Below are 18066 nucleotides of genomic sequence, written 5' to 3'. Positions count from 1 at the left end.
GCGCTGGCACATCACGGTGACTTCCTTCCAGGGCATGAATGACGACACCTCGCCAGATCGATGGGGATCGGGCGGGTGTAACCCATGTCCTGGCACATCTGTTACCTATGTCTCCGGTCCATACAGGTCAGCAAAGAGAAAGTGACTCGGGCGCCGGCAGGCGTCCGACATGCCCGCTGCATAAGCGGCCAGGTCGCGACAGCGCAACGATTGTTGCGAACATAAAGAACACCCCCGGCACTACTCCACGACGCTATGACTCTCCGCAGTACCAAGCAGCTCCGTCTGCTTCGGCTCCTCGCGCTTGCGATGGAGCAGCGGATGCATGAAGACGGCCGCCAGGATGATGGCCACGCCGATATAGAACCTGCCGTTCAACTCATGCTGTTCGCCCAGCATCAGGATCGCCAGCACGATGGCGTAGACCGGCTCCAGATTGGTCACCATCTGCGTGCCGAACGCGCTCATGTGGCGCAGGGCCACCAGCGCCAGAGCGAATGGCAGCAGCGTGCAGCCGAACGACAGCAGCACCAGCAGCGATGCATCGTGCAGGCTCGGAATCACGAAGGCCGGGCCGACATGCGGCAGCAGCGGGGCGAGCAGAGTGAGGAAGAGGGTGCCGGTGCCCAATTCGATACACGTCACCGTAAGCGGATCGGCATGCTCCACAAAGCGCTTGTTGAGCGAGCCGAACAGCGCGACCAGCAAGGCGGACACCGTGCCCACCACGATGCCCAGATGCATGTCGCTGGGTACGCCACCGACGACCATGGCCACACCCGGCACCACGGCAATGCCAATCAACAGTTCGCGCGGATCGAACTTGCGCCGCGCGATCCACGGCTCCACCAGGGCCAGGAACACCGGCCCGAGGGCGATGCATGTCGCTGCCACCGAAGCGTTCGCCAGCTTGATCGCGGCGTAGAACGTCAGCCAGTGCAGCGACACTAGCGCGCCGATACCCGCATACGCCCAGCGCAGCCGCGCCGACATCGCCTTCAATTCGCGCCACACCTTGGGCACCAGCAGCAAGGACAGCGCCACCAGCAGCATGCGCCACCACACCAGCGGCAGGGCAGGCAGCGTGATCAGCTTGCCGAGGATGGCGGTGAAACCCCACAGCAGGACACAGAAGTGAATCTGCAGGCGGGCCTTGGTGACGGCTTGCATGAGGGTATTCGCATGGAGGCGGCCTGACATTCTAGCCGTCTGGATGCGCCAGCTCCTCCCTTTATTCGTGCACGACGAGCTGCGCTGTCTGGCACATCCCCTCCCTCTGCTTGCGACGCGAAGGTAGTCCCTGTGGGACAGGAGGTGGCCGGGAGGGGGGGAGGCTCTTGCGATAGCGCCGCGCATTTATGGGACCTGGCCGCACCCCGGCTTACCGTGACGAAGCTGCGCCGCTAATCGTCATCGCCGTGCTTCCAATAGCCGGTCGCCTTTATCCACTCCTTCGGCACGCCGCGCTCCTGACTCAGGAACAGCCGCATCGCTCGGGCCCGCCGCGACTCTGCGGCGATCCAGTAAAAGGTATCGCCAGCTGGCGCGTCGACGCTGCGCACGGCGTCTTCGAGCAAGGTACTGGCAGCCGCGTCGGAGCCCTGACGGTCGAACCAATGCAGCTCGCATCGCGCGTCAGTCGGTAGTGCCTGTCGATCTGCCGTCTCGGGGATCTCGATGAAAGCAGTGACTGCCACTGTCGCCGGCATTTCCTGCAGCCAGCGCCCAATCGCCGGCAGCGCGGTTTCATCGCCGATCAGCACGTAGTGATCGAAGTCATTGGCGATGACCAAGGAACCACGTGGCCCACCGCAGCCGAGCTGCTGGCCTGGCGCGGCCTGTTCGGCCCAGGTCGCCGCGGGGCCGTCGCCGTGAAGCACGAAATCGACAGTCAGTTCGCCGCGCGCGGCGTCGTAATGGCGCGGGGTATAGTCGCGCATCGGAGATGGCTCGCGATCTGACGGAAACTCAATGCCGTTTGCACCCAGCGTCGGCGGCACAAGCTCGCCATCGCGATTGGGAAAGAACAGTTTGACGTGATCGTCCGGCGCCGCACTGATAAAGCCGGCGAGCTGCGGGCCGCCAAGCACGACGCGCTGCATATGCGGTGTAAGGCGATCGACGCGCAACACGTCGAGCTGCCGGAAGACGAGGTTGTGGCGGATCTGATGTGATTCGTGTCGGGTCATACGTTGTCTCTATCGATGAGGGGGAGCCACCCGTCATGTAGGAGCGCACCCTGTGCGCGGCAGACGGCAGGAGCATCGGTTTGAACGGCAAGGGCTGCGGTCTACTCACGGCCGCATGGCTTCGCCATGCTTTCGCGCACACGGTGCGCTCCTACAGCAGACGCCAGGTGCGATCGACCGTCATGGTGTTGGGGGCGGATGATGGGTTCGCTTCGGCGAAGCCGAGCGCTTCGAGCTGGTGAAGAAATTCCCGGAGTTGGGCCACCAGACGTCCGATGTCCGGCAGAGACGATGTGGCTGCTGGGGCAGGTGCCACACCGAGATACCAGCGCAAGCGACCGTGAGCCTGTGCCTGGGCGTGCGCCAGTCCCAGCCGCTCCAGCTCTCGCATAAAGCGATAGACCGTACCGACGCTGGTGCCCGCATGGTGTGTGCGGGCACGTTGCAGCAGCGCTACCGCGTCCATGCCGTCCTGTTCCAGCAGGGCGCGAAGCACAGCACGGCGCGGTGTCGTGATCGACAAGCCGCCCGCCTTGCAGCGCGCCTGCCAGGACGCCAGGTCGGCAGGGATCTCATTCACGGCGGGATCCCGTGGCGATCTCGCTGGCGGCCTTTTCGAGAATCGCCGCCACGCGCTGTGTCTCGGCGTTGTTCCATTCGACGCTTCGCATCAGCAGAGCATGCTTGAGCGCATGCATGGCGTGACGCACCGGCATCGGCAGTGACATCTTGGCCGCCATGCGCGCGCTCTGCTCGGTACGGCTCATCACCGCGTTGACCGCCTCGCGGTTTTCGTCGAGGAAAGCGCGGCCCTCGTTGGTGATCGCATAGAGCTTGCGGCCACCCTGTTCGTTTTCGACCTGGGCGTAGCCGAGTTCCTCCAGCATGGTCAGGGTGGGGTAGATCGCACCAGGGCTCGGCGAGTAATTGCCATGGAACATCTCCTCGATGGTGCGGATCAGTTCATAGCCGTGGCGCGGCTGCTGTTCGATCAAGGCCAGCAGCAGCAGCTTGAGGTCGCCGTGGCCGAACATCCGTCCACCGCCGCGCCGTCCACCGCCGCGCAAACCGCTCCACTCGGCGAAGAAATCCCTTCCGCCGTGACCGCCGAAGGGGCCGCGGCCGGCATAGCGCTCGTGGTGGTCGCTTTCATTGGATTCGAACGGATCATCCATCCAGAACGGGTGGAAGTTGTGCTCATGCCAGCCGTGCCGCATGGCGCGAAAGAAGAAGTGGTGCCTGCGCATAGATTGACTCCGATATATCGTAAGAACGAAAATGACGATATATCGTAAGAATATCTTTTGACAAGTGCCCGCTGCGCAACACCCGATAGAGCTCCTTCTTCCCGTGCTCCCTTCGATCGCAACGGATGAGGGTTCGGGCGGAGTGGTCACGATGAAGACTGGCGCGAGCCCCGAACCCCCACCCCAACCCCCTTCCGGGAGGAAGAGGGGCTATATCGTTTGAGCAAGCCCTCATGCCTCCAAGGACCCCACCCCATGCCTCGTGAAAACCGCATGGGCGGCGGCAGCCGCCATCGCCCCGAATCACCGCCCAAACAAAGCCTGCGCGAGCGCTTCGTCGCCATGCGCAACCTGCCGCCGTTCCTGCGCGGCGTTTGGCAGACCAGCCCGTTCCTGAGTGTCTCCACGATCGTGCTGCGGCTGCTGCGCGCGTTGCTGCCTGTGGTCACGCTCTATGTGGGCAAGCTGATCATCGACGAGGTGACCCATCTCATCCGTGCCGGCGTGCTTCATGGCGATCTGTCCGCATGGTGGAACAGCGGCGACCTCAACCGGCTTGGCGGACTGCTGCTGCTGGAGTTCGCACTGGCGGTGGGGGCGGACATCCTCGGCCGCATCGTGGCGCTGATCGATTCACTGCTGTCCGAGCTCTACGCCAACACCACCAGCGTGCAGCTGATGGAGCACGCGGCCTCACTTGACCTGGAGGATTTCGAGGACGCCGATCTGCAGGACCGGCTCGACCGCGCACGCCGCCAGGTGGCCGGCCGCAGCTCACTGCTGTCACAACTATTGGGGCAGGCGCAGGACATTGTCACCATCATCAGTTTCGCCGTGGGTCTGGCGGTGTATGCGCCGTGGCTGATCGTGCTGTTGTTGGTCGCCCTGGTGCCGGTATTCATCGGCGAACTGCATTTCAATGCGCAGAGCTACGCGGTGAATTACCAATGGACGCCGGAGCGCCGCGAGCTCGACTACCTGCGCATGATCGGCGCCAGCGCCACCACCGCCAAGGAAGTGAAGAGCTTCGGCCTCAACCGCTTCCTGATCGATCGCTATCGCGTGCTGTCGCAATCGATCTACCGCGCCAATCGCACCATCGCGCTGCGCCGGGCTGGCTGGGGCGGGCTGTTCACCACCATCGGGACGATCGGCTATTACGCGGCCTACGCGATCATTGCGTTCCGCACGGTGCAAGGGCATTTCAGCATCGGCGATCTCACCTTTCTGTCGGCGTCGTTCCGCCGCCTGCGCACCTTGCTCGAAGGGTTGCTGGTGGGGTTCTCGCAGGTGGCGGGGCAGGCGCTTTATCTGGATGACCTGTTCTCGTTCTTCCTGATCAAGCCGGAGATTTTCACGCCGGAGCATCCGCGCCCGTTCCCGCACCCGATCCGCGAAGGCTTTGTGTTCGAGAACGTGGGTTTCCGCTATCCGGATGCGGAGCGCTGGGCGGTGCGGCATCTGAACTTCCATCTGCGCGCGGGTGAAGTGCTGGCCCTGGTCGGTGAGAACGGCGCCGGCAAGACCACCCTGGTGAAACTGCTATCGCGGCTGTACGACCCCGACGAGGGGCGCATCCTGCTCGACGGCCACCCGCTGGCCGAGTACGACCTGCAGGAATTGCGCGCGAATATCGGCGTGATCTTCCAGGACTTCGTGCGCTATTACCTCAGCGCGGCGGATAATATTGCGGTGGGCCGCATCGAGGCGCGCGAGGATGTGTCGCGCATCGAGGCATCCGCGCGCCGCAGCATGGCGAACGAAGTGATCGATCGCCTGCCCAAGGGCTACCAGCAGATGCTCGGCAAGCTGTTCAAGGGCGGCGTGGATCTGTCGGGCGGCGAGTGGCAGAAGATCGCCATCGCGCGGGCCTACATGCGCGACGCCCAGCTGCTGATTCTCGACGAGCCCACCGCCGCGCTGGATGCGCGCTCGGAGTACGAGGTGTTCCAGCGCTTCAAGGAGCTATCGCACGGCAAGACCGCGGTGATCATTTCGCACCGCTTCTCCACCGTACGCATGGCCGATCGCATCATTGTGCTCAACGAAGGGCGCATCGAGGAGGTCGGCAGCCACGAGGAGCTGATCGAGAAGAGCGGGCATTACGCGGAGTTGTTCGAGCTGCAGGCGGCGGGGTATCGCTGAGGGGCTTGACCCCACCCCAACCCTCCCCTGTGCTGCACGCAGGGGAGGGAGTGAGGTTGTCAGGGCTCTGGGGAGCGGGTGCCCCTCCCCCTGCTTGCGACGCGAAGCTAGTCCCGTGGGACAGGGGGAGGTTGGGAGGGGGTAAACCCTTGCGACACCTTTTCAGTCATCAAGCCTTTTTGCTTTTAACCGGCGCCGCCACTTTCGCCGGCGCCCGCATCTGCTCCAGCACCGTCGTGCAAGTATTCGGCGCCTCCTGGTGACTCATCGCCACCAGCGGCAGCAAAGCCGCCGCCGGTGCGGCGAGCACACCAAGCGCCAATGCACCGCCGCCACGCAGCAGCAACGGACCCGTCTGCACGCCCACGTCCGGATTCTTCAGCGTTCCTTTCACATACAGCGGCGAACGCAGCGAGAACACGCGGAAGCCCTTGGTATGCGGTTTCACGTCGAGATTCATCTGTTCGTTCGCGAAGTTCACGGTGCCGTCGATATTGATCACCGCGTCTTCGGTATCGAACACAAACAGGCGCGTGTTGAAGAGACCGTTATTGGCACCAAGGTCGGCAGCGGCACAGTTGATCTTGACGACCTTGTCGCCGAACAGCTTGCCGATGACGATATTGCCCACGTTGAGGCCGGCGGTTTCGAGCAGGTTCTTGCTGATCGCGCCGTCGTTCATCAGCAGCTTGAGTTCGCCATCGGCACTGCCGAGCAGGGCGGCCACCGAGTTGCCGCGCGCGGCGAGAGATGCGTCGCCGTTGATCTCGCCGAAGCTGGTGTTCATCACGTCAACGGTGGGGAACAGCTGCTTGAGCTTGAGCCGCCGCGCATTGAGCTTGAGCGCGCCACGCATCGCTGCCTGGCTGCCATCCAGCTGGATGGTGCTGTTCACCGTGCCGCCGGCCATGCCGAAATTCAGCGGGTCCAGACGCAATACGCCATTGTCCAGCAGCAGATGCGTATTGAGACTGTCGATGGGCAGATCCTTGCCGCGCACGATGCGTGCACCGGCAAAGCTGACATCGGCATCCATGGTTTTCCAGCGCTCGGTGCGGAATGGTTCCACCGGCAACAACTTGTCCGCAGGTTGCGGTGTGGCGTCGCCGCGCTGTTGTTTTTCGGCATTGCTGTCGGCGCCGATCAGCGGCGCCAGGTCGGCGAATTGCAGCAACTGCGAACGCAACTTGCCGCTGAGCTTGGGGCGGTCGCCGCCGGTGGTGAAATCCAGGCTGCCGGCCAGATCGCTGCCGCCGACGCGGCCGTGGAAATCGCGGTAGCTGAAGTGGCTGCTATTGCGATGCAGCTCCGCCTTCAGGCGGCCCTCGGTGGCATACGGCGGCGTGTCGGGCAAGGTAAGGCCGGTGATCGGATACAGCTTGGCCATGCTGCTGCCGGAGAACCACAGTTTCAGATCCAGCGCACCCAGATGCACCGGATCGGTCAGCGTGCCAGCCAGGGCAATATGGCTGTCGCCGATATGCACATCCGCCTGTACGGGGAAGGGCCGGCTGGCTTCCTGCAAAGCGATGACGCCGCCGATCTTGCCGCTGCCCTTCAGCGGCGTGCCCTGGTAACTGCCGTCGGCTTGCCATGCAAACAGATAGCTGGTGGCCGACGCCGCACTATCGAGTTTGTCTTCTTCTTTTTCCTTGGTGTTCGTGAGTGCTTTCTTCGCAGCGCTGCCCGCACTGCGGCCAGCCTGTTCACGCGCATCGCTGGTCTGCTGCGCCATGATCTGATCGAAGGGGATCGCCTCCTGCAACGGTTCCACCGTCAGCTTGAGCTTGACCCTGCTGGCCGCGTCGTCGACCGTGATCAGCCCACGATCGAAACCGATGGCGCGCAGATCGAGCTGCCATGTGGAAGGCTCGCTGCTCTGCGGCAAGGCGAAGTCCCAGCTCGCGCGCCCTTTGGCGTCGCGCTCGGCATCGACTACGGGATGCTCCAGTTGCAGGCTGGGAATCACGATCCGATGCGCCAGCAAAGGCAGCGGCGCCAGGCGGAAGCGCACGGCATCGAGCTGCGCAAACTGCGGCTGCTTTGCCCAGTCGGGATTGGCCACGCGGATATCGCGCGCCACAAACTCCGGCCACGGCACCAGCGCGCTGAGCCCGCCCTCGGTCGGTTCGCGCCGCCAGGCCACGGAAAGATCACCTTGAATCGCAAAGGGCCGGCCGATGGCCTGGCTCACCTTGTCATTGATGCCTGGCTTGATGCGGTTCCAGTCATAGGTGGCGATCACCACTACGGCGATGACCAGCACCATGAACGGTACGGCGGCGATCCATAACAGTGCCTTGCGGCTGCGCTTCATGCTTTATCTCCCGCGCGCTGCGGAGCGCGTTCTTCCGAATGCGACACATAACCGCAACAACGAAAAATTTGTGTATGCGCGTCTTTTTCTGCTCAGGGGGGATTCACGCTGCCGCAGCGGGCTGATGCAGGTCAGGGCAGTCCGCCACGTGGCGCGGCAGACTGCGCGACCGCATCAAAGGGGCGCTGTCTTGAACGACAATTACGACGACCTGCAGGTGAGCTTTGGCCGCTGCCTGCGCCAGCGCGGCTTTATCGAGCGCTTCTACGAGATTCTGCTGGCCAGCCATCCGGCCATACCGCCGATGTTCGCGCGCACCGATTTTCGCGGACAGCGCCTCGCGCTGCGGCGCGGCATCAGCATGGCTATTTCATGGGCGTCCGGCAGCACGATGGTGCAGCGGCCGATGCAACAGATGATCGACGTGCATTCGCGCGCGGGGCGCGCACCGGTCGAGCCCGCACTCTATGTCTGCTGGATCGAGAGCCTTCTGCAGGCCATCGCCGAGTTCGACACGGCGATTACCCCTGCGCTTGCTGCGCGCTGGCGCGCGGCGATGCAGAAGGTCGTGGATGCTTTCGCGCGGAACTACTGAGGGTCAGGCCGCAACGCGTACCGACCGGCGCCTACGGAAGCGGTAGACCGAGGCCGGCGGCAGATTCAACACCGCACTGCCGATGCGTTCCGCCTCCAGTCCGAGTTGCCGCAGCTCGTCGGGGGGCAGGGGGCAACGCGGGCCATAGGTGAACTGGTGAAACGCACCGTCATTGCGCAGCTGGCGCGAGAAAGCGCCTTCGACGATCGCCAGCGCCTTGTCGCGCGGCATCGACAGCAGCGGCAGGCCGCTCACCACCACGCCAGCCCGTTCCTCGCCGAAGATCGAAGGCGCCGAGCCCAGGTGGGCGGCGTCCATGCTCAGCACCCTGGCGTGTGGAAACCGTTGCAGCAGCTGGCCGGCGAAACCGTGGTCGGCCTCGATCAACGCCAGCCGGTGCGCCTGCACGCCGCGGCTCAGCAACGCCTGGGTGAATACGCCGGTACCCGGCCCCAACTCGATCACCGGCCCGCTATGCGGCCCGATATCCGCTGTGATCAGGCGCGCCAGGGCCGGCCCGGAAGGCGCCACCGCGCCAACCCGCGCCGGGTTGCGCAGCCAGGCCCGAAAGAACAGCAGAGTGTCGGTGAGGTTCATCGTGCGAGCTCCGTGTCCGGCATCGGCTTACTTGGTCGCCAATGAGCTGTATATCTGATGCCGATGAACAAAATGTTCCGAAGCATCGGTTGCGGCAGGGCGGGAGGGGCAAGATGGCTGCCCGGCCGCCATCGGCGCCAGCCACGCATTCTCGGAGGCGGGCTTTAAGCATGTTTTAAAGCGTAGGGCTGACGCGAAACGACCCGCGTGGATACGCCTCGCGCCAGCTCATCCTCAGTGCGTCGCCTTCGCTTCGCGCGCCGGGATATTGATGCTGCACAGGTCGATCTTGCCGGCCGGGTTCCGGTAGAAGTCATCGCGGCGATTGCGTTTGGCCTCGATCATGGCCGCGAACGTAGGGCTATCGGTGCGCAGCACTTCGACCTTGGCGCGCTCGTTCTCCGGCAGCTCCGACGCCAGCCGCACCGACTCGATCGTCACGCGCTGCTCCGGCTTGTCATAGAAACCCAGCGGCCCCGTGCCGCGCGGCAAGGCCGAGAGAAACTCCATGCCCTGCAGCACCCGGCCCGCGATGGCGAGGTTGCGGTCCAGCCCGCGCGGCGCCTGGCCGATCACCGCGTACAGCGAACTGCCGCTACCCGTCTCCGGCCCCACATCGCGGGCCACGCCGACCATGCCATAGCAATGCGTCAGCCACTCCTGTCCCGTGGCCTTGTCGCGCGCCACCGGGAAGCCTTCCGAGAAACCCACTTCCGGCGCATACACATCGCCATCCGGCAGCGCCGTCCACGGCAGCTTGGTATCGATGGCGCGCGTGTATTCCGGCGGCAAGGTCTTCTTTGCCTTGCCGAGCGGACGCAGCTTGTTCTTGTCGCCCTTGTCGTCGTCCTCGGGGTCCGCCCACTGGGTCACGAAGTTGTCCTGCACCCGCACAATCGCCAGCTTGTCGAAGTAATGCTCCTTCACCAGCGTGCGGATGTTCTCCGCATGCAGCGGTGTGAAATCGGGCGCCAGCTCGATCAACACCTTGCCCTGCGGCAACTGCATCTGCAGCAGGTTCCTGGGGTCCGGCTTGCGCCATTCCTCGGGTTTGGATTTCTCCAGCAGTTCCTTGGGCGTAGGCGTCTTGTTCGCCGTGGGCGTGTCGGCCCGCGCGGCCGGCAGCGCCAGGGCGCAAAGCAGGGAGAAACCGAGCAACTTCGGAACAAGTCGGGACATGGCGGACCTTGGCAGTGATGAGTCGCGGATCCGCACGGTAGCAGGGGCGGGGCGATGGCCGCGAGTGAGGAATGCCCTAGGTAGGAGCCCACCCTGTGGGCGACCGCTCTTGTGACGTCGTCAATATCCGGAACCGTCGCGCACAGGGTGCGCTCCTACCTAATGACAGGCGCCGATCCAGTCCGGCGGCTGCGGTGCCAGCTGCCGGGCGACAGGCAGATAGCTGTCGTCCAACTGCGCGGCTAGCCAATACAGCGTGCTGCTGGTCTTCGGATCCCACACGCCGCTGTAGCCTGCTTCGCCCACCTGCGCGCGATCCCGGTCGAATTTCACGCTGGTATGCACGAACTCCTGATGCGTGCGCTGTCCCTCGGCAAAGGGCCGCAGCCAGTCCAGTGCCTTGGCGAGAGAGGCGCCCTCGGGCGTGGTGTAGCGCAGCCAGTCCGCGTTGGCCTCGAATGGCTGCGCCGCCATGGCTGCCACCACCAGCGGCTGCAGGTCGTAGACGACGTAGTGCAGCGCGTCGCGCTCGCGGAAATCGATCACTTCGCCATTGGGCAGGATGTTGTCCGCCACCTGGCGCTGAAACAGCTCGCGCGCCTTCTTCAGCATGCCTGGGTCGCCCAGCGCCGCGGCGGTCATCGCAACCAGCTTGACCCGATGGCTTTGCCAGTTATTGGTCTGCGTGCCGCGCGCGGGTCCATGAAACTGCCCGATGTGTTCGATATAACCCTCGCCCAGCTTGCGCAGCAACGCGCGAGTGGCATCGCGCGTTTCCGCGCTTAAGCCACTCGATGCCAATACGTAGGCGTCGATCAGGCCGTCCAGGTTGGTTTCGTCGATCGGATTGAAGTCTGGCTGGTAGGTGTGTGCCCAGGCGGAAAGATAAGTATCCACCTGCTGCAGATAGCGCCCGTCGGCACTGAGCCGCCACGCCAGCGCGGCCTGCCGCATCAACGGCCAATCCTTCTCCGCCGCGATGCTTTCATCGCGAATGCCCTGATGTGGAAGCGTGCCTTCCGTATGCACGTGGGGCAGGGGATGCGGCTGGTCGCCGAGATGCTTTTCGGCGGCGGCGAGCACATGCGCGGCCGAGGCGTTCTGTTCGCCTGCGCCGGGGGCGACCGGCTGGCACATGCTTACGGCGCGGGGTGGGGTTATGTCCTTGCGCACATACATCGCGGTCGCCATCGACAGCGCGGTGCTCAGGCTCGCGAGCGCACCGAATGCCAGCGCAATCGTCCTTCGGGAAACACGTTGCATGCGGCTTTGGTCCGTTCCGTGTGGGAGTGGGTAGTGTGCCGCGTGGTGGTGGGTATCGTGCTGTGGCAAGTTTCTGCGGTCAGCGAGGAGACATCGGTGAGGAGGTGTTCGGCTCACCGTTTCTACCTCGTCATTCCGGCGTAGGCCGGAATCCAGTAGTGATGCGCTTCGGTTGTAGCGTCTGCGTGCCCTGGCCGCTTATGCAGCGGGCATTCCGCCTCGCTGCCGCGAGTCGGGTCACTTTCTCTTTGCTGGCCCAAAGAGAAAGTAACCAAAGAGAAATGGCCTGAGAGCAGGCGGTGGGCTTTGTAGCTGCGCATCTTCCAGTGCCAGACATCTGGAGGGTTTCTCTGCTTGCTCTCTCCACCCTGGATCTGATGGGCCTCGAGTCAAAGCCACGCGCTTTTCTCCTCCCCCTGCTTGCAGGGGGAGGCCGGGAGGGGGTAAGCCCTTGTCAAAACCTCTCCCGAGGCGCTTTCTCAAGTACTCACCCCTCCCCAACCCTCCCCTGCGAGCAGGGGAGGGGGCACGAGCAAAGGCAAAAACATCCCAACGTCTGACATTGGAAGGAGTGCGGCTACAAAGCACACCGCGCTCTTCCCGACCATTTCTCTTTGGTTACTTTCTCTTTGGGTCAGCAAAGAGAAAGTGACTCGGGCGCCGGCAGGCGTCCGAAATGCCCGCTGCATAAGCGGCCAGTTTGCGACAACCCAACATCAAAGTAGGAAGCCGCAAGCCAAACCCCTCAAGCAGGAATCAACGGCTTCACCGGCGCCAAACCAGGCTCGCCGACACGCTCCTGCAACGCAGGAAACACCACCGTGATACCAAACCCCCGCCCATCGATACCTTCGCCGATCTCGATCGTCGCACCATGCGATTCGGCGATGCGCGCGACCAGCGACAGCCCGATACCGCTGCCGCGCTCGTTACTGCCAGCAACACGAAAGAAGCGATCGAAGATGCGCGCATGATCGTCCCGCGCCACGCCAGGGCCGTCGTCCTGCACTTGCAGCCGAACGACCTGCGCGACGCATACACAACGCACAGCCATGCGCCCGCCGGTGCCGGTATAGCGCACAGCGTTATCGATCAGGTTGCCGATCAGGATGCCGAGATCGTCGACATTGCCTTCGATCTGGCACGGCTCGGTGTCGAGCGTGATCGACTGGCATTTGGTCGCGGCTGCGGTTTCGAATTCATGGGTGATCACCGCGACGATGTCGGCCAGCTCGATCGGGCCGCGCTCGCCGACGTGGCGTTCGACATCGAGCCGCGCCGAATCCAGCAACTGTTGAGAAAGACGCGCGCTGCGTTCCACGCCGCTCACCAATTGCTGCAACGGTGCTTTCGCTTCCTCCAGCGTTCTGGAGCGCTGCGCAACTTGCGCATGGGTCAGCAGAGCGGCAAGTGGCGTGCGCAGTTCGTGCGCGGCTTCGGCCAGAAACTGCCGCTCGTTCTGCATGGCACGGTCGAGGCGACCGAGCAGGCGGTTGAAGGATTCGACCAGTGGGCGCACCTCATCGGGCAAGCCCTCGTTGGGCAGTGGATTGAGGTCGCGCGCATCGCGTGCGGTGATCGCTTCCTGCACCTTGACGACCGGGCGCAGCGACCAGCGGATCACCAGCTTCATCGCGATGCTCAGGATGATCAGCAGCACCGCGGTGGTGCCGAGGCCGAAACGTACCCAGCGACGGGTTTCGGCGACCAGTTCGGAGGTCGGTTTGGCGACCTGCACCTGTACTTCATTCTGCACATCGGAGACGGCATAAACACGCCATTCCTGGCCCTGGATCATGCGTGTCGCATAGCCATCGACAAAGTCCGGCTTCAATGGACCAAGCACGGAGCCCGGTGAGCGCACGACGTTGTCGCGACGCGCTTTTATCCACACCTGAAAACTCAATTTCCCATGCTTGATCCCCCAAGACTGATTGGCTTCGGGCAGATGCAGGTTCGCAGCACCGGACAACTGGCGTATGTCGCTGGGCATGGAAAGCAGAATCTCGCGCCCGATATCGCCCAGTTCGCGATCCCATATGCCGGTGCGCTCGCGGTTGAACTGTATGCCAATGCAACCGATGGTGACGGCCCAGGCCACCACGAAGATGCCAAGCAGCATGATGAACAGACGTGAGCGCAGCGAATGCATCATCGCTCCTCTCCCAGCCGATAGCCGTAGCCGTGCACGGTGGCGATGACATCGTCGCCGAGCTTGCGGCGCAGTTGATGGACATAGACCGCGATGGTGTTGCTTTCGATCGAGCCGGAGCCGCCGTAGATAAGGTCTTCCAGCAGGTCGCGCGCCACGGCCCGGCCTTGCCGTTCCATCAGCGCAAGCAAGGTGCGGTACTCGTGCGTGCCTAGGCGCACGTTGACACCATCGCGCATGACGGTGCGCCGCGCGGGGTCGATGGTGATGCCTTTCCAGCTGAGCACGGGCGTGACGCGACCTTCGCTGCGCCGGATCACCGCGCGCAGCCGGGCGAGCAATTCGTCGATCTGGAACGGCTTGACCAGATAGTCATCGGCGCCGGCGTCGAGGCCACGGATGCGGTCGCCCAGTTGATCGCGCGCGGTGATGATCAGCGCCGGCGTGGTGTCGTAGCGTTCACGCATGGCACGTAGCACGTCGAGGCCGGAACCCTGGGGCAGGCCGAGGTCGAGCAGGGCAGCGGTGTAGGCGTGATCGGTCAGTGCGATGCGGGCCGCAGCGGCGTCGCGCGCGCAATCGACCTGCCAGCCATCCTGCCGCAACGCCGTGGCGATGGCGTCGGCGAGCATGCGGTCGTCTTCGACTAGCAGGATGTTGGGCAAGGCAACCTCGATGGATCGGTACGGCGTGGATGGCGTGCAGCCTACGTTCCGCGCTTAAGGGCCCTCTGATCTATTCCGCGCAGGCGGCATGATATCCATAAAGGGCGCTACCGCTGCCGCGTGGCGAAGCGCCTGACTGGCCGTCAGGTCGAGCCGCGCGGCAGCGGTAGCGCCCTTTATGGATATCACCCTGTTATTAAATTTTATTAAGTGAGGGCCATGGCTGTTTGCGCGCAGCTCACCGCCACGCTGCCTCAACAGACGGCCAGTCTGCCATCGGCAGCGCAACGGCGATCTGCGCGCAAACAGCCATGGTGACGCCTACGCGGAATAGATCAGAGGGCCCTTAAAGAATTCTTAAATTCGGACGGCCAGACTGCCGGATGTCAGGTCCTGCCTGTCATCGCGAAACCCTCCCGTGCCCACCGTATCACCAGGGCGCCGCTGGACCCGGCTCCGCTAGCAGAGGCGAAACCATGAGTGCTCCCACCCACAGCAAGTCCCTTCGTGCGCCGGTTTTATCCGGATATTCCTCATCAGTGGCCCCGGTGCAGGAGGCACAGCCGCGCTACTTTCCAGCGCCTGCCGAGCACCGGCCGCAGGCCATGAGTCTAAGCGTGAATGGCCGCAGCCATGCGATTCATGCGGATCCCGAAACCACGCTGCTGCGTGTGCTGCGCAAGGATCTGCAACTGACCGGCACCAGCTTCGCCTGCACCAACGGTCAGTGCAGCGCCTGCACCGTGCATGTGAACGACCGGCCGACGCGCTCCTGCCGGATCCCGGTGCATGTGGTGTTGGGCACCGAGATCGTCACCATCGAAGGGCTTGCCGCGCGCGAAGGGCTTTCCTCGCGCGAGCTCCACGCCGTGCAGCGCGCCTGGATCGACGAAGGCGTGCCGGATTGCCCCTGCCAGGCCGGCATGATCATGGCCGCCGCCGCCCTGCTGATGGAAAACCCTGATCCGAGCGTGGCTGATATCGAAGCCGCGATCTATCTCGACTGCCGCTGCGGCATCCGTCCGCACGTGCTGCGCGCGATCGCTTCGCTGGCGGAGCGCCTGAAATCGTGGTGATCGATCGTGCGTGATCCACAACGCGTTCCCTGTTGTACGTAGCTACCGCCGCCAAACCCTTTCCTCGCCGTTCTCTCCCTATGGAGTCGCCTTATGCATCTGGCACGTCGCAGCGCACGCATTTCCCTGTTCACCTGTCTCTCCCTCACCAGCGCGGCAGCTTACGCGGAGGACACTTCCACGCAAACGCAGCCAGCGAAGAACTGGACGGATGAAGGTTGGCACGTTGTCGTTGGTGCGGGTGCGGCGGACCTCCCCAGATATCCGGGCAGTTCGTCGCGCCGCAGTGTGGTGGTGCCTGTGCTGAGCGCGACCTACGGCCGTTACTTCCTGGGTGGCGTGCCGGGTTCCGGTTCGCCGGCGGGGCTTGGCTTTTATCTGCACCAGGATAGTGAGTGGCGGGTGGGCATGTCCTTCGCCTACGACTTCGTGCAGCCACGCAAGGAGTCCGATGACGCACGCCTGCGCGGTCTTGGCGACGTCAAGCGCACCGCGCATGCCACGGTGTTCGCCAGCTACACCGCCGGCTGGCTGACGGTGCGCGGCAATGTCGCCTCGGATATCGCAGGCAATCACCAGGGCACCACCGCCTCGCTGGAGCTGGAAGGGAAGTACCGGGTCACTGACAAACTCACCTTGCAGGCCGGCCCCGGCGTGACCTGGGCCAATAGCCAGTACAACCAGGCTTTCTTCGGCGTCGATGCGACGCAGAGCCTCCGCTCGGGCTATGCCGTCTATACGCCCAAATCGGGCATCCAGTTGCTGCGTTTCTCCATTGGTGCGGATTACCGCATCAGCGACCACTGGAGTGCCGGTGTGCGCGCCGCTGCGGCCCAGCTACAGGGCGATGCGGCGGACAGCCCTATCGTGGAAAAGAAGATGCAGAACATCTACAGCGTGTACACGTTCTATCGGTTCTGAGTAGACGGGTGAAGGGACAGCCAGCCTTCACCCGCCATAGCCAATGCTCTCAAAGAGAAAGTGACCCGGACCGCGGTAGCGGTTCGGAAGCCTGCGGCGGGCGAGCCAGGGCACGCAGTCACCACAACCGAGCGGCAATGCCACTGGACCCCTGCCTACGCAGGGGTGACGAATAGGAAGTGGTACCGCAAGAACGGCCCCCCTCATCAGCGGGCCTGTAACGGGCGACAACATCCACCACCTCCCTGCGGAAGCGTATGGACCCCCAACCCCATTAGAATCCCCACCCTGTTCGTGTCATCAGGGATTCTTCGTGATCATCCACCCCAAGGTTCGTGGCTTCATCTGCATCACTGCGCACCCGCTCGGCTGCGAGAAAAACGTCGCCGACCAGATCGCCGTCACCAAGGCTGCTGGTGTGTCGTCCTCGGGACCCAAGCGCGTACTGGTGATCGGCGCCTCCACCGGTTACGGCCTGGCCTCGCGCATTACCGCGGCCTTCGGTTACGGCGCGGCGACGTTGGGCGTGTTCTTCGAGAAGCCTTCCAGCGAAGCCAAGCCCGGCACCGCCGGCTGGTACAACTCCGCCGCGTTCGACAAGCTGGCCAAGCAGGCCGGCTTGTACAGCCGCTCGATCAATGGTGACGCCTTCTCCAACGAAACCCGCGCCCGCGCGATCGAGATGATCAAGCAGGAGATGGGCGGCCCGATCGATCTCGTGGTCTATTCGCTGGCCTCACCGGTGCGCAAGCTGCCGGATACCGGCGAAGTGGTGCGCTCCGCGCTCAAGACCATCGGTGAAACTTTTACCGCCTCCTCGGTCGACACCAACCGTGACATGGTGGTGCAGGCCACGGTGGAGCCGGCGACCGAGCAGGAGATCAAGGACACCGTCACCGTGATGGGTGGCGAGGATTGGGCGCTGTGGATCGACGCGCTGAGCCAGGCCGGCGTGCTCGCCGAGCATGCCAAGACCGTCGCCTACAGCTATGTCGGCACCGAGATCACCTGGCCGATCTACTGGCACGGCACCCTGGGCCAGGCCAAGCAGCACCTCGACAACACCGCGAAGCAGCTGCGCGCGCGTCATCCCGGCCTCGAGGCCTACGTCGGCGTGATGAAGTCGGTAGTGACCCAGGCCAGCGCCGCGATTCCGGTGATCCCGCTCTACGTCTCCATGGTGTTCCGCATCATGAAAGAGAAAGGCATCCACGAAGGCACCATCGAACAGATCAACCGCCTGTTCCACAGCGCTCTCTACCGCGAAGACGGCAAGGCTCCGCAGACCGACGACGACGGCCGCCTGCGCCTGGACGACTGGGAGCTGCGCGAAGACGTACAGAAGGGCTGCAAGGCACTGTGGCCGACCGTCACCACCGAGAACCTGCGCGAACTGACCGACTACGTCGGCTACAAGCACGAGTTCCTTCGCCTGTTCGGCTTCGACCGCCAGGACGTGAACTATGATGCAGACATCAATCCGGACGTCCATTTCGACGTGGTCGAGCCGTAAGCGGGCCAGCGTCGGTTGCGACGGATGAAACGCAAGCCCGGGGCCGCGAGGTCCCGGGCTTTTTCGTTCGGGGATGTCACGTGGCCGACGTAACGAATACTTCTCCATTAGACGTCCAAACCGAGGCCAGGCACTACCTGTTTGGACCCGGCTAGCGCAGACTTCCCGAAAGCGTCGGCTGGTTTGACACGTGCTCGTGTGGATTCC

15 protein-coding genes are annotated in these 18066 nt (G+C 63.7%); 5 read left to right on the top strand and 10 right to left on the bottom strand.

Annotated features, from left to right (window positions below; all coding sequences use genetic code 11):
• Positions 1 to 240: 240 nt before the first annotated feature.
• From ISS97_RS12040 to ISS97_RS12025, 4 genes are all read right to left on the bottom strand, one after another.
• Positions 241 to 1170: a DMT family transporter gene (locus tag ISS97_RS12040; protein WP_379986409.1), complete on the bottom strand. Its 930-nt coding sequence runs from the start codon at positions 1168 to 1170 to the stop codon at positions 241 to 243.
• A gap of 233 nt (positions 1171 to 1403) precedes the next feature.
• Positions 1404 to 2189, bottom strand: coding sequence for a siderophore-interacting protein (locus ISS97_RS12035; protein ID WP_379986410.1), 786 nt, complete (start codon positions 2187 to 2189; stop codon positions 1404 to 1406).
• Between the two features lie 151 nt (positions 2190 to 2340).
• The gene (locus ISS97_RS12030; RefSeq protein ID WP_379986411.1) at positions 2341 to 2769 is read right to left on the bottom strand and encodes a transcriptional repressor; all 429 of its coding nucleotides are present in this window, start codon (positions 2767 to 2769) and stop codon (positions 2341 to 2343) included.
• The gene (locus ISS97_RS12025) at positions 2762 to 3436 is read right to left on the bottom strand and encodes a PadR family transcriptional regulator (RefSeq protein ID WP_379986412.1); all 675 of its coding nucleotides are present in this window, start codon (positions 3434 to 3436) and stop codon (positions 2762 to 2764) included. The genes ISS97_RS12030 and ISS97_RS12025 overlap by 8 nt, the downstream gene beginning before the upstream one ends.
• A 273-nt stretch (positions 3437 to 3709) precedes the next feature.
• Here ISS97_RS12025 and ISS97_RS12020 point away from each other — a divergent pair, with 273 nt between their 5' ends.
• Positions 3710 to 5581 (top strand): ABC transporter ATP-binding protein, encoded by a 1872-nt coding sequence (locus ISS97_RS12020; protein ID WP_379986883.1) that lies wholly within the window; start codon positions 3710 to 3712, stop codon positions 5579 to 5581.
• A gap of 169 nt (positions 5582 to 5750) precedes the next feature.
• Here ISS97_RS12020 and ISS97_RS12015 read toward each other — a convergent pair whose 3' ends face one another.
• Entirely contained in the window at positions 5751 to 7898 is a 2148-nt protein-coding gene (locus ISS97_RS12015) for an AsmA family protein (protein ID WP_379986414.1), read from the bottom strand.
• 190 nt (positions 7899 to 8088) lie between these two features.
• Here ISS97_RS12015 and ISS97_RS12010 point away from each other — a divergent pair, with 190 nt between their 5' ends.
• Entirely contained in the window at positions 8089 to 8493 is a 405-nt protein-coding gene (locus ISS97_RS12010) for a globin (RefSeq protein WP_379986415.1), read from the top strand.
• 3 nt (positions 8494 to 8496) lie between these two features.
• Here ISS97_RS12010 and ISS97_RS12005 read toward each other — a convergent pair whose 3' ends face one another.
• The 5 genes from ISS97_RS12005 to ISS97_RS11985 all read right to left on the bottom strand — a co-directional run bounded on the left by ISS97_RS12005 (position 8497) and on the right by ISS97_RS11985 (position 14349).
• The gene (locus ISS97_RS12005; RefSeq protein ID WP_379986417.1) at positions 8497 to 9090 is read right to left on the bottom strand and encodes a class I SAM-dependent methyltransferase; all 594 of its coding nucleotides are present in this window, start codon (positions 9088 to 9090) and stop codon (positions 8497 to 8499) included.
• A gap of 234 nt (positions 9091 to 9324) precedes the next feature.
• Positions 9325 to 10269, bottom strand: coding sequence for a peptidylprolyl isomerase (locus ISS97_RS12000; protein ID WP_379986419.1), 945 nt, complete (start codon positions 10267 to 10269; stop codon positions 9325 to 9327).
• A 159-nt stretch (positions 10270 to 10428) separates the two neighbouring features.
• Positions 10429 to 11532 (bottom strand): alginate lyase family protein, encoded by a 1104-nt coding sequence (locus tag ISS97_RS11995; RefSeq protein ID WP_379986420.1) that lies wholly within the window; start codon positions 11530 to 11532, stop codon positions 10429 to 10431.
• A gap of 745 nt (positions 11533 to 12277) precedes the next feature.
• A complete protein-coding gene (locus ISS97_RS11990) occupies positions 12278 to 13687 on the bottom strand; it encodes an ATP-binding protein (protein WP_379986422.1) in 1410 nt (469 codons plus the stop codon).
• On the bottom strand, positions 13684 to 14349 hold the full coding sequence (locus ISS97_RS11985) for a response regulator transcription factor (protein WP_379986424.1): 666 nt from the start codon (positions 14347 to 14349) through the stop codon (positions 13684 to 13686). Before ISS97_RS11985 ends, ISS97_RS11990 begins: the two co-directional genes overlap by 4 nt.
• Before the next feature lie 617 nt (positions 14350 to 14966).
• Between ISS97_RS11985 and ISS97_RS11980 the strand changes: the two genes are divergently transcribed.
• The 3 genes from ISS97_RS11980 (at position 14967) to fabV (ending at position 17859) form a co-directional block, all read left to right on the top strand.
• Entirely contained in the window at positions 14967 to 15425 is a 459-nt protein-coding gene (locus ISS97_RS11980; protein ID WP_379986425.1) for a (2Fe-2S)-binding protein, read from the top strand.
• 93 nt (positions 15426 to 15518) lie between these two features.
• Positions 15519 to 16346 (top strand): MipA/OmpV family protein, encoded by an 828-nt coding sequence (locus ISS97_RS11975; protein ID WP_379986426.1) that lies wholly within the window; start codon positions 15519 to 15521, stop codon positions 16344 to 16346.
• A 313-nt stretch (positions 16347 to 16659) separates the two neighbouring features.
• Positions 16660 to 17859, top strand: coding sequence for an enoyl-ACP reductase FabV (fabV, locus tag ISS97_RS11970; protein WP_379986428.1), 1200 nt, complete (start codon positions 16660 to 16662; stop codon positions 17857 to 17859).
• Positions 17860 to 18066: the final 207 nt, after the last annotated feature.

The sequence above is a fragment of the Dyella koreensis genome (assembly GCF_044904565.1).
GTDB lineage: Bacteria > Pseudomonadota > Gammaproteobacteria > Xanthomonadales > Rhodanobacteraceae > Dyella_D > Dyella_D koreensis.
This window is presented reverse-complemented; position numbering and strand designations above follow the sequence as displayed.

Coding starts and splice junctions, on each gene's coding strand:
- ISS97_RS12040 (WP_379986409.1), bottom strand. CDS start 1,170: ATGCAAGCCGTCACCAAGGCCCGCCTGCAGATTCACTTCTGTGTCCTG.
- ISS97_RS12035 (WP_379986410.1), bottom strand. CDS start 2,189: ATGACCCGACACGAATCACATCAGATCCGCCACAACCTCGTCTTCCGG.
- ISS97_RS12025 (WP_379986412.1), bottom strand. CDS start 3,436: ATGCGCAGGCACCACTTCTTCTTTCGCGCCATGCGGCACGGCTGGCAT.
- ISS97_RS12020 (WP_379986883.1), top strand. CDS start 3,710: ATGGGCGGCGGCAGCCGCCATCGCCCCGAATCACCGCCCAAACAAAGC.
- ISS97_RS12015 (WP_379986414.1), bottom strand. CDS start 7,898: ATGAAGCGCAGCCGCAAGGCACTGTTATGGATCGCCGCCGTACCGTTC.
- ISS97_RS12005 (WP_379986417.1), bottom strand. CDS start 9,090: ATGAACCTCACCGACACTCTGCTGTTCTTTCGGGCCTGGCTGCGCAAC.
- ISS97_RS12000 (WP_379986419.1), bottom strand. CDS start 10,269: ATGTCCCGACTTGTTCCGAAGTTGCTCGGTTTCTCCCTGCTTTGCGCC.
- ISS97_RS11995 (WP_379986420.1), bottom strand. CDS start 11,532: ATGCAACGTGTTTCCCGAAGGACGATTGCGCTGGCATTCGGTGCGCTC.
- ISS97_RS11990 (WP_379986422.1), bottom strand. CDS start 13,687: ATGATGCATTCGCTGCGCTCACGTCTGTTCATCATGCTGCTTGGCATC.
- ISS97_RS11975 (WP_379986426.1), top strand. CDS start 15,519: ATGCATCTGGCACGTCGCAGCGCACGCATTTCCCTGTTCACCTGTCTC.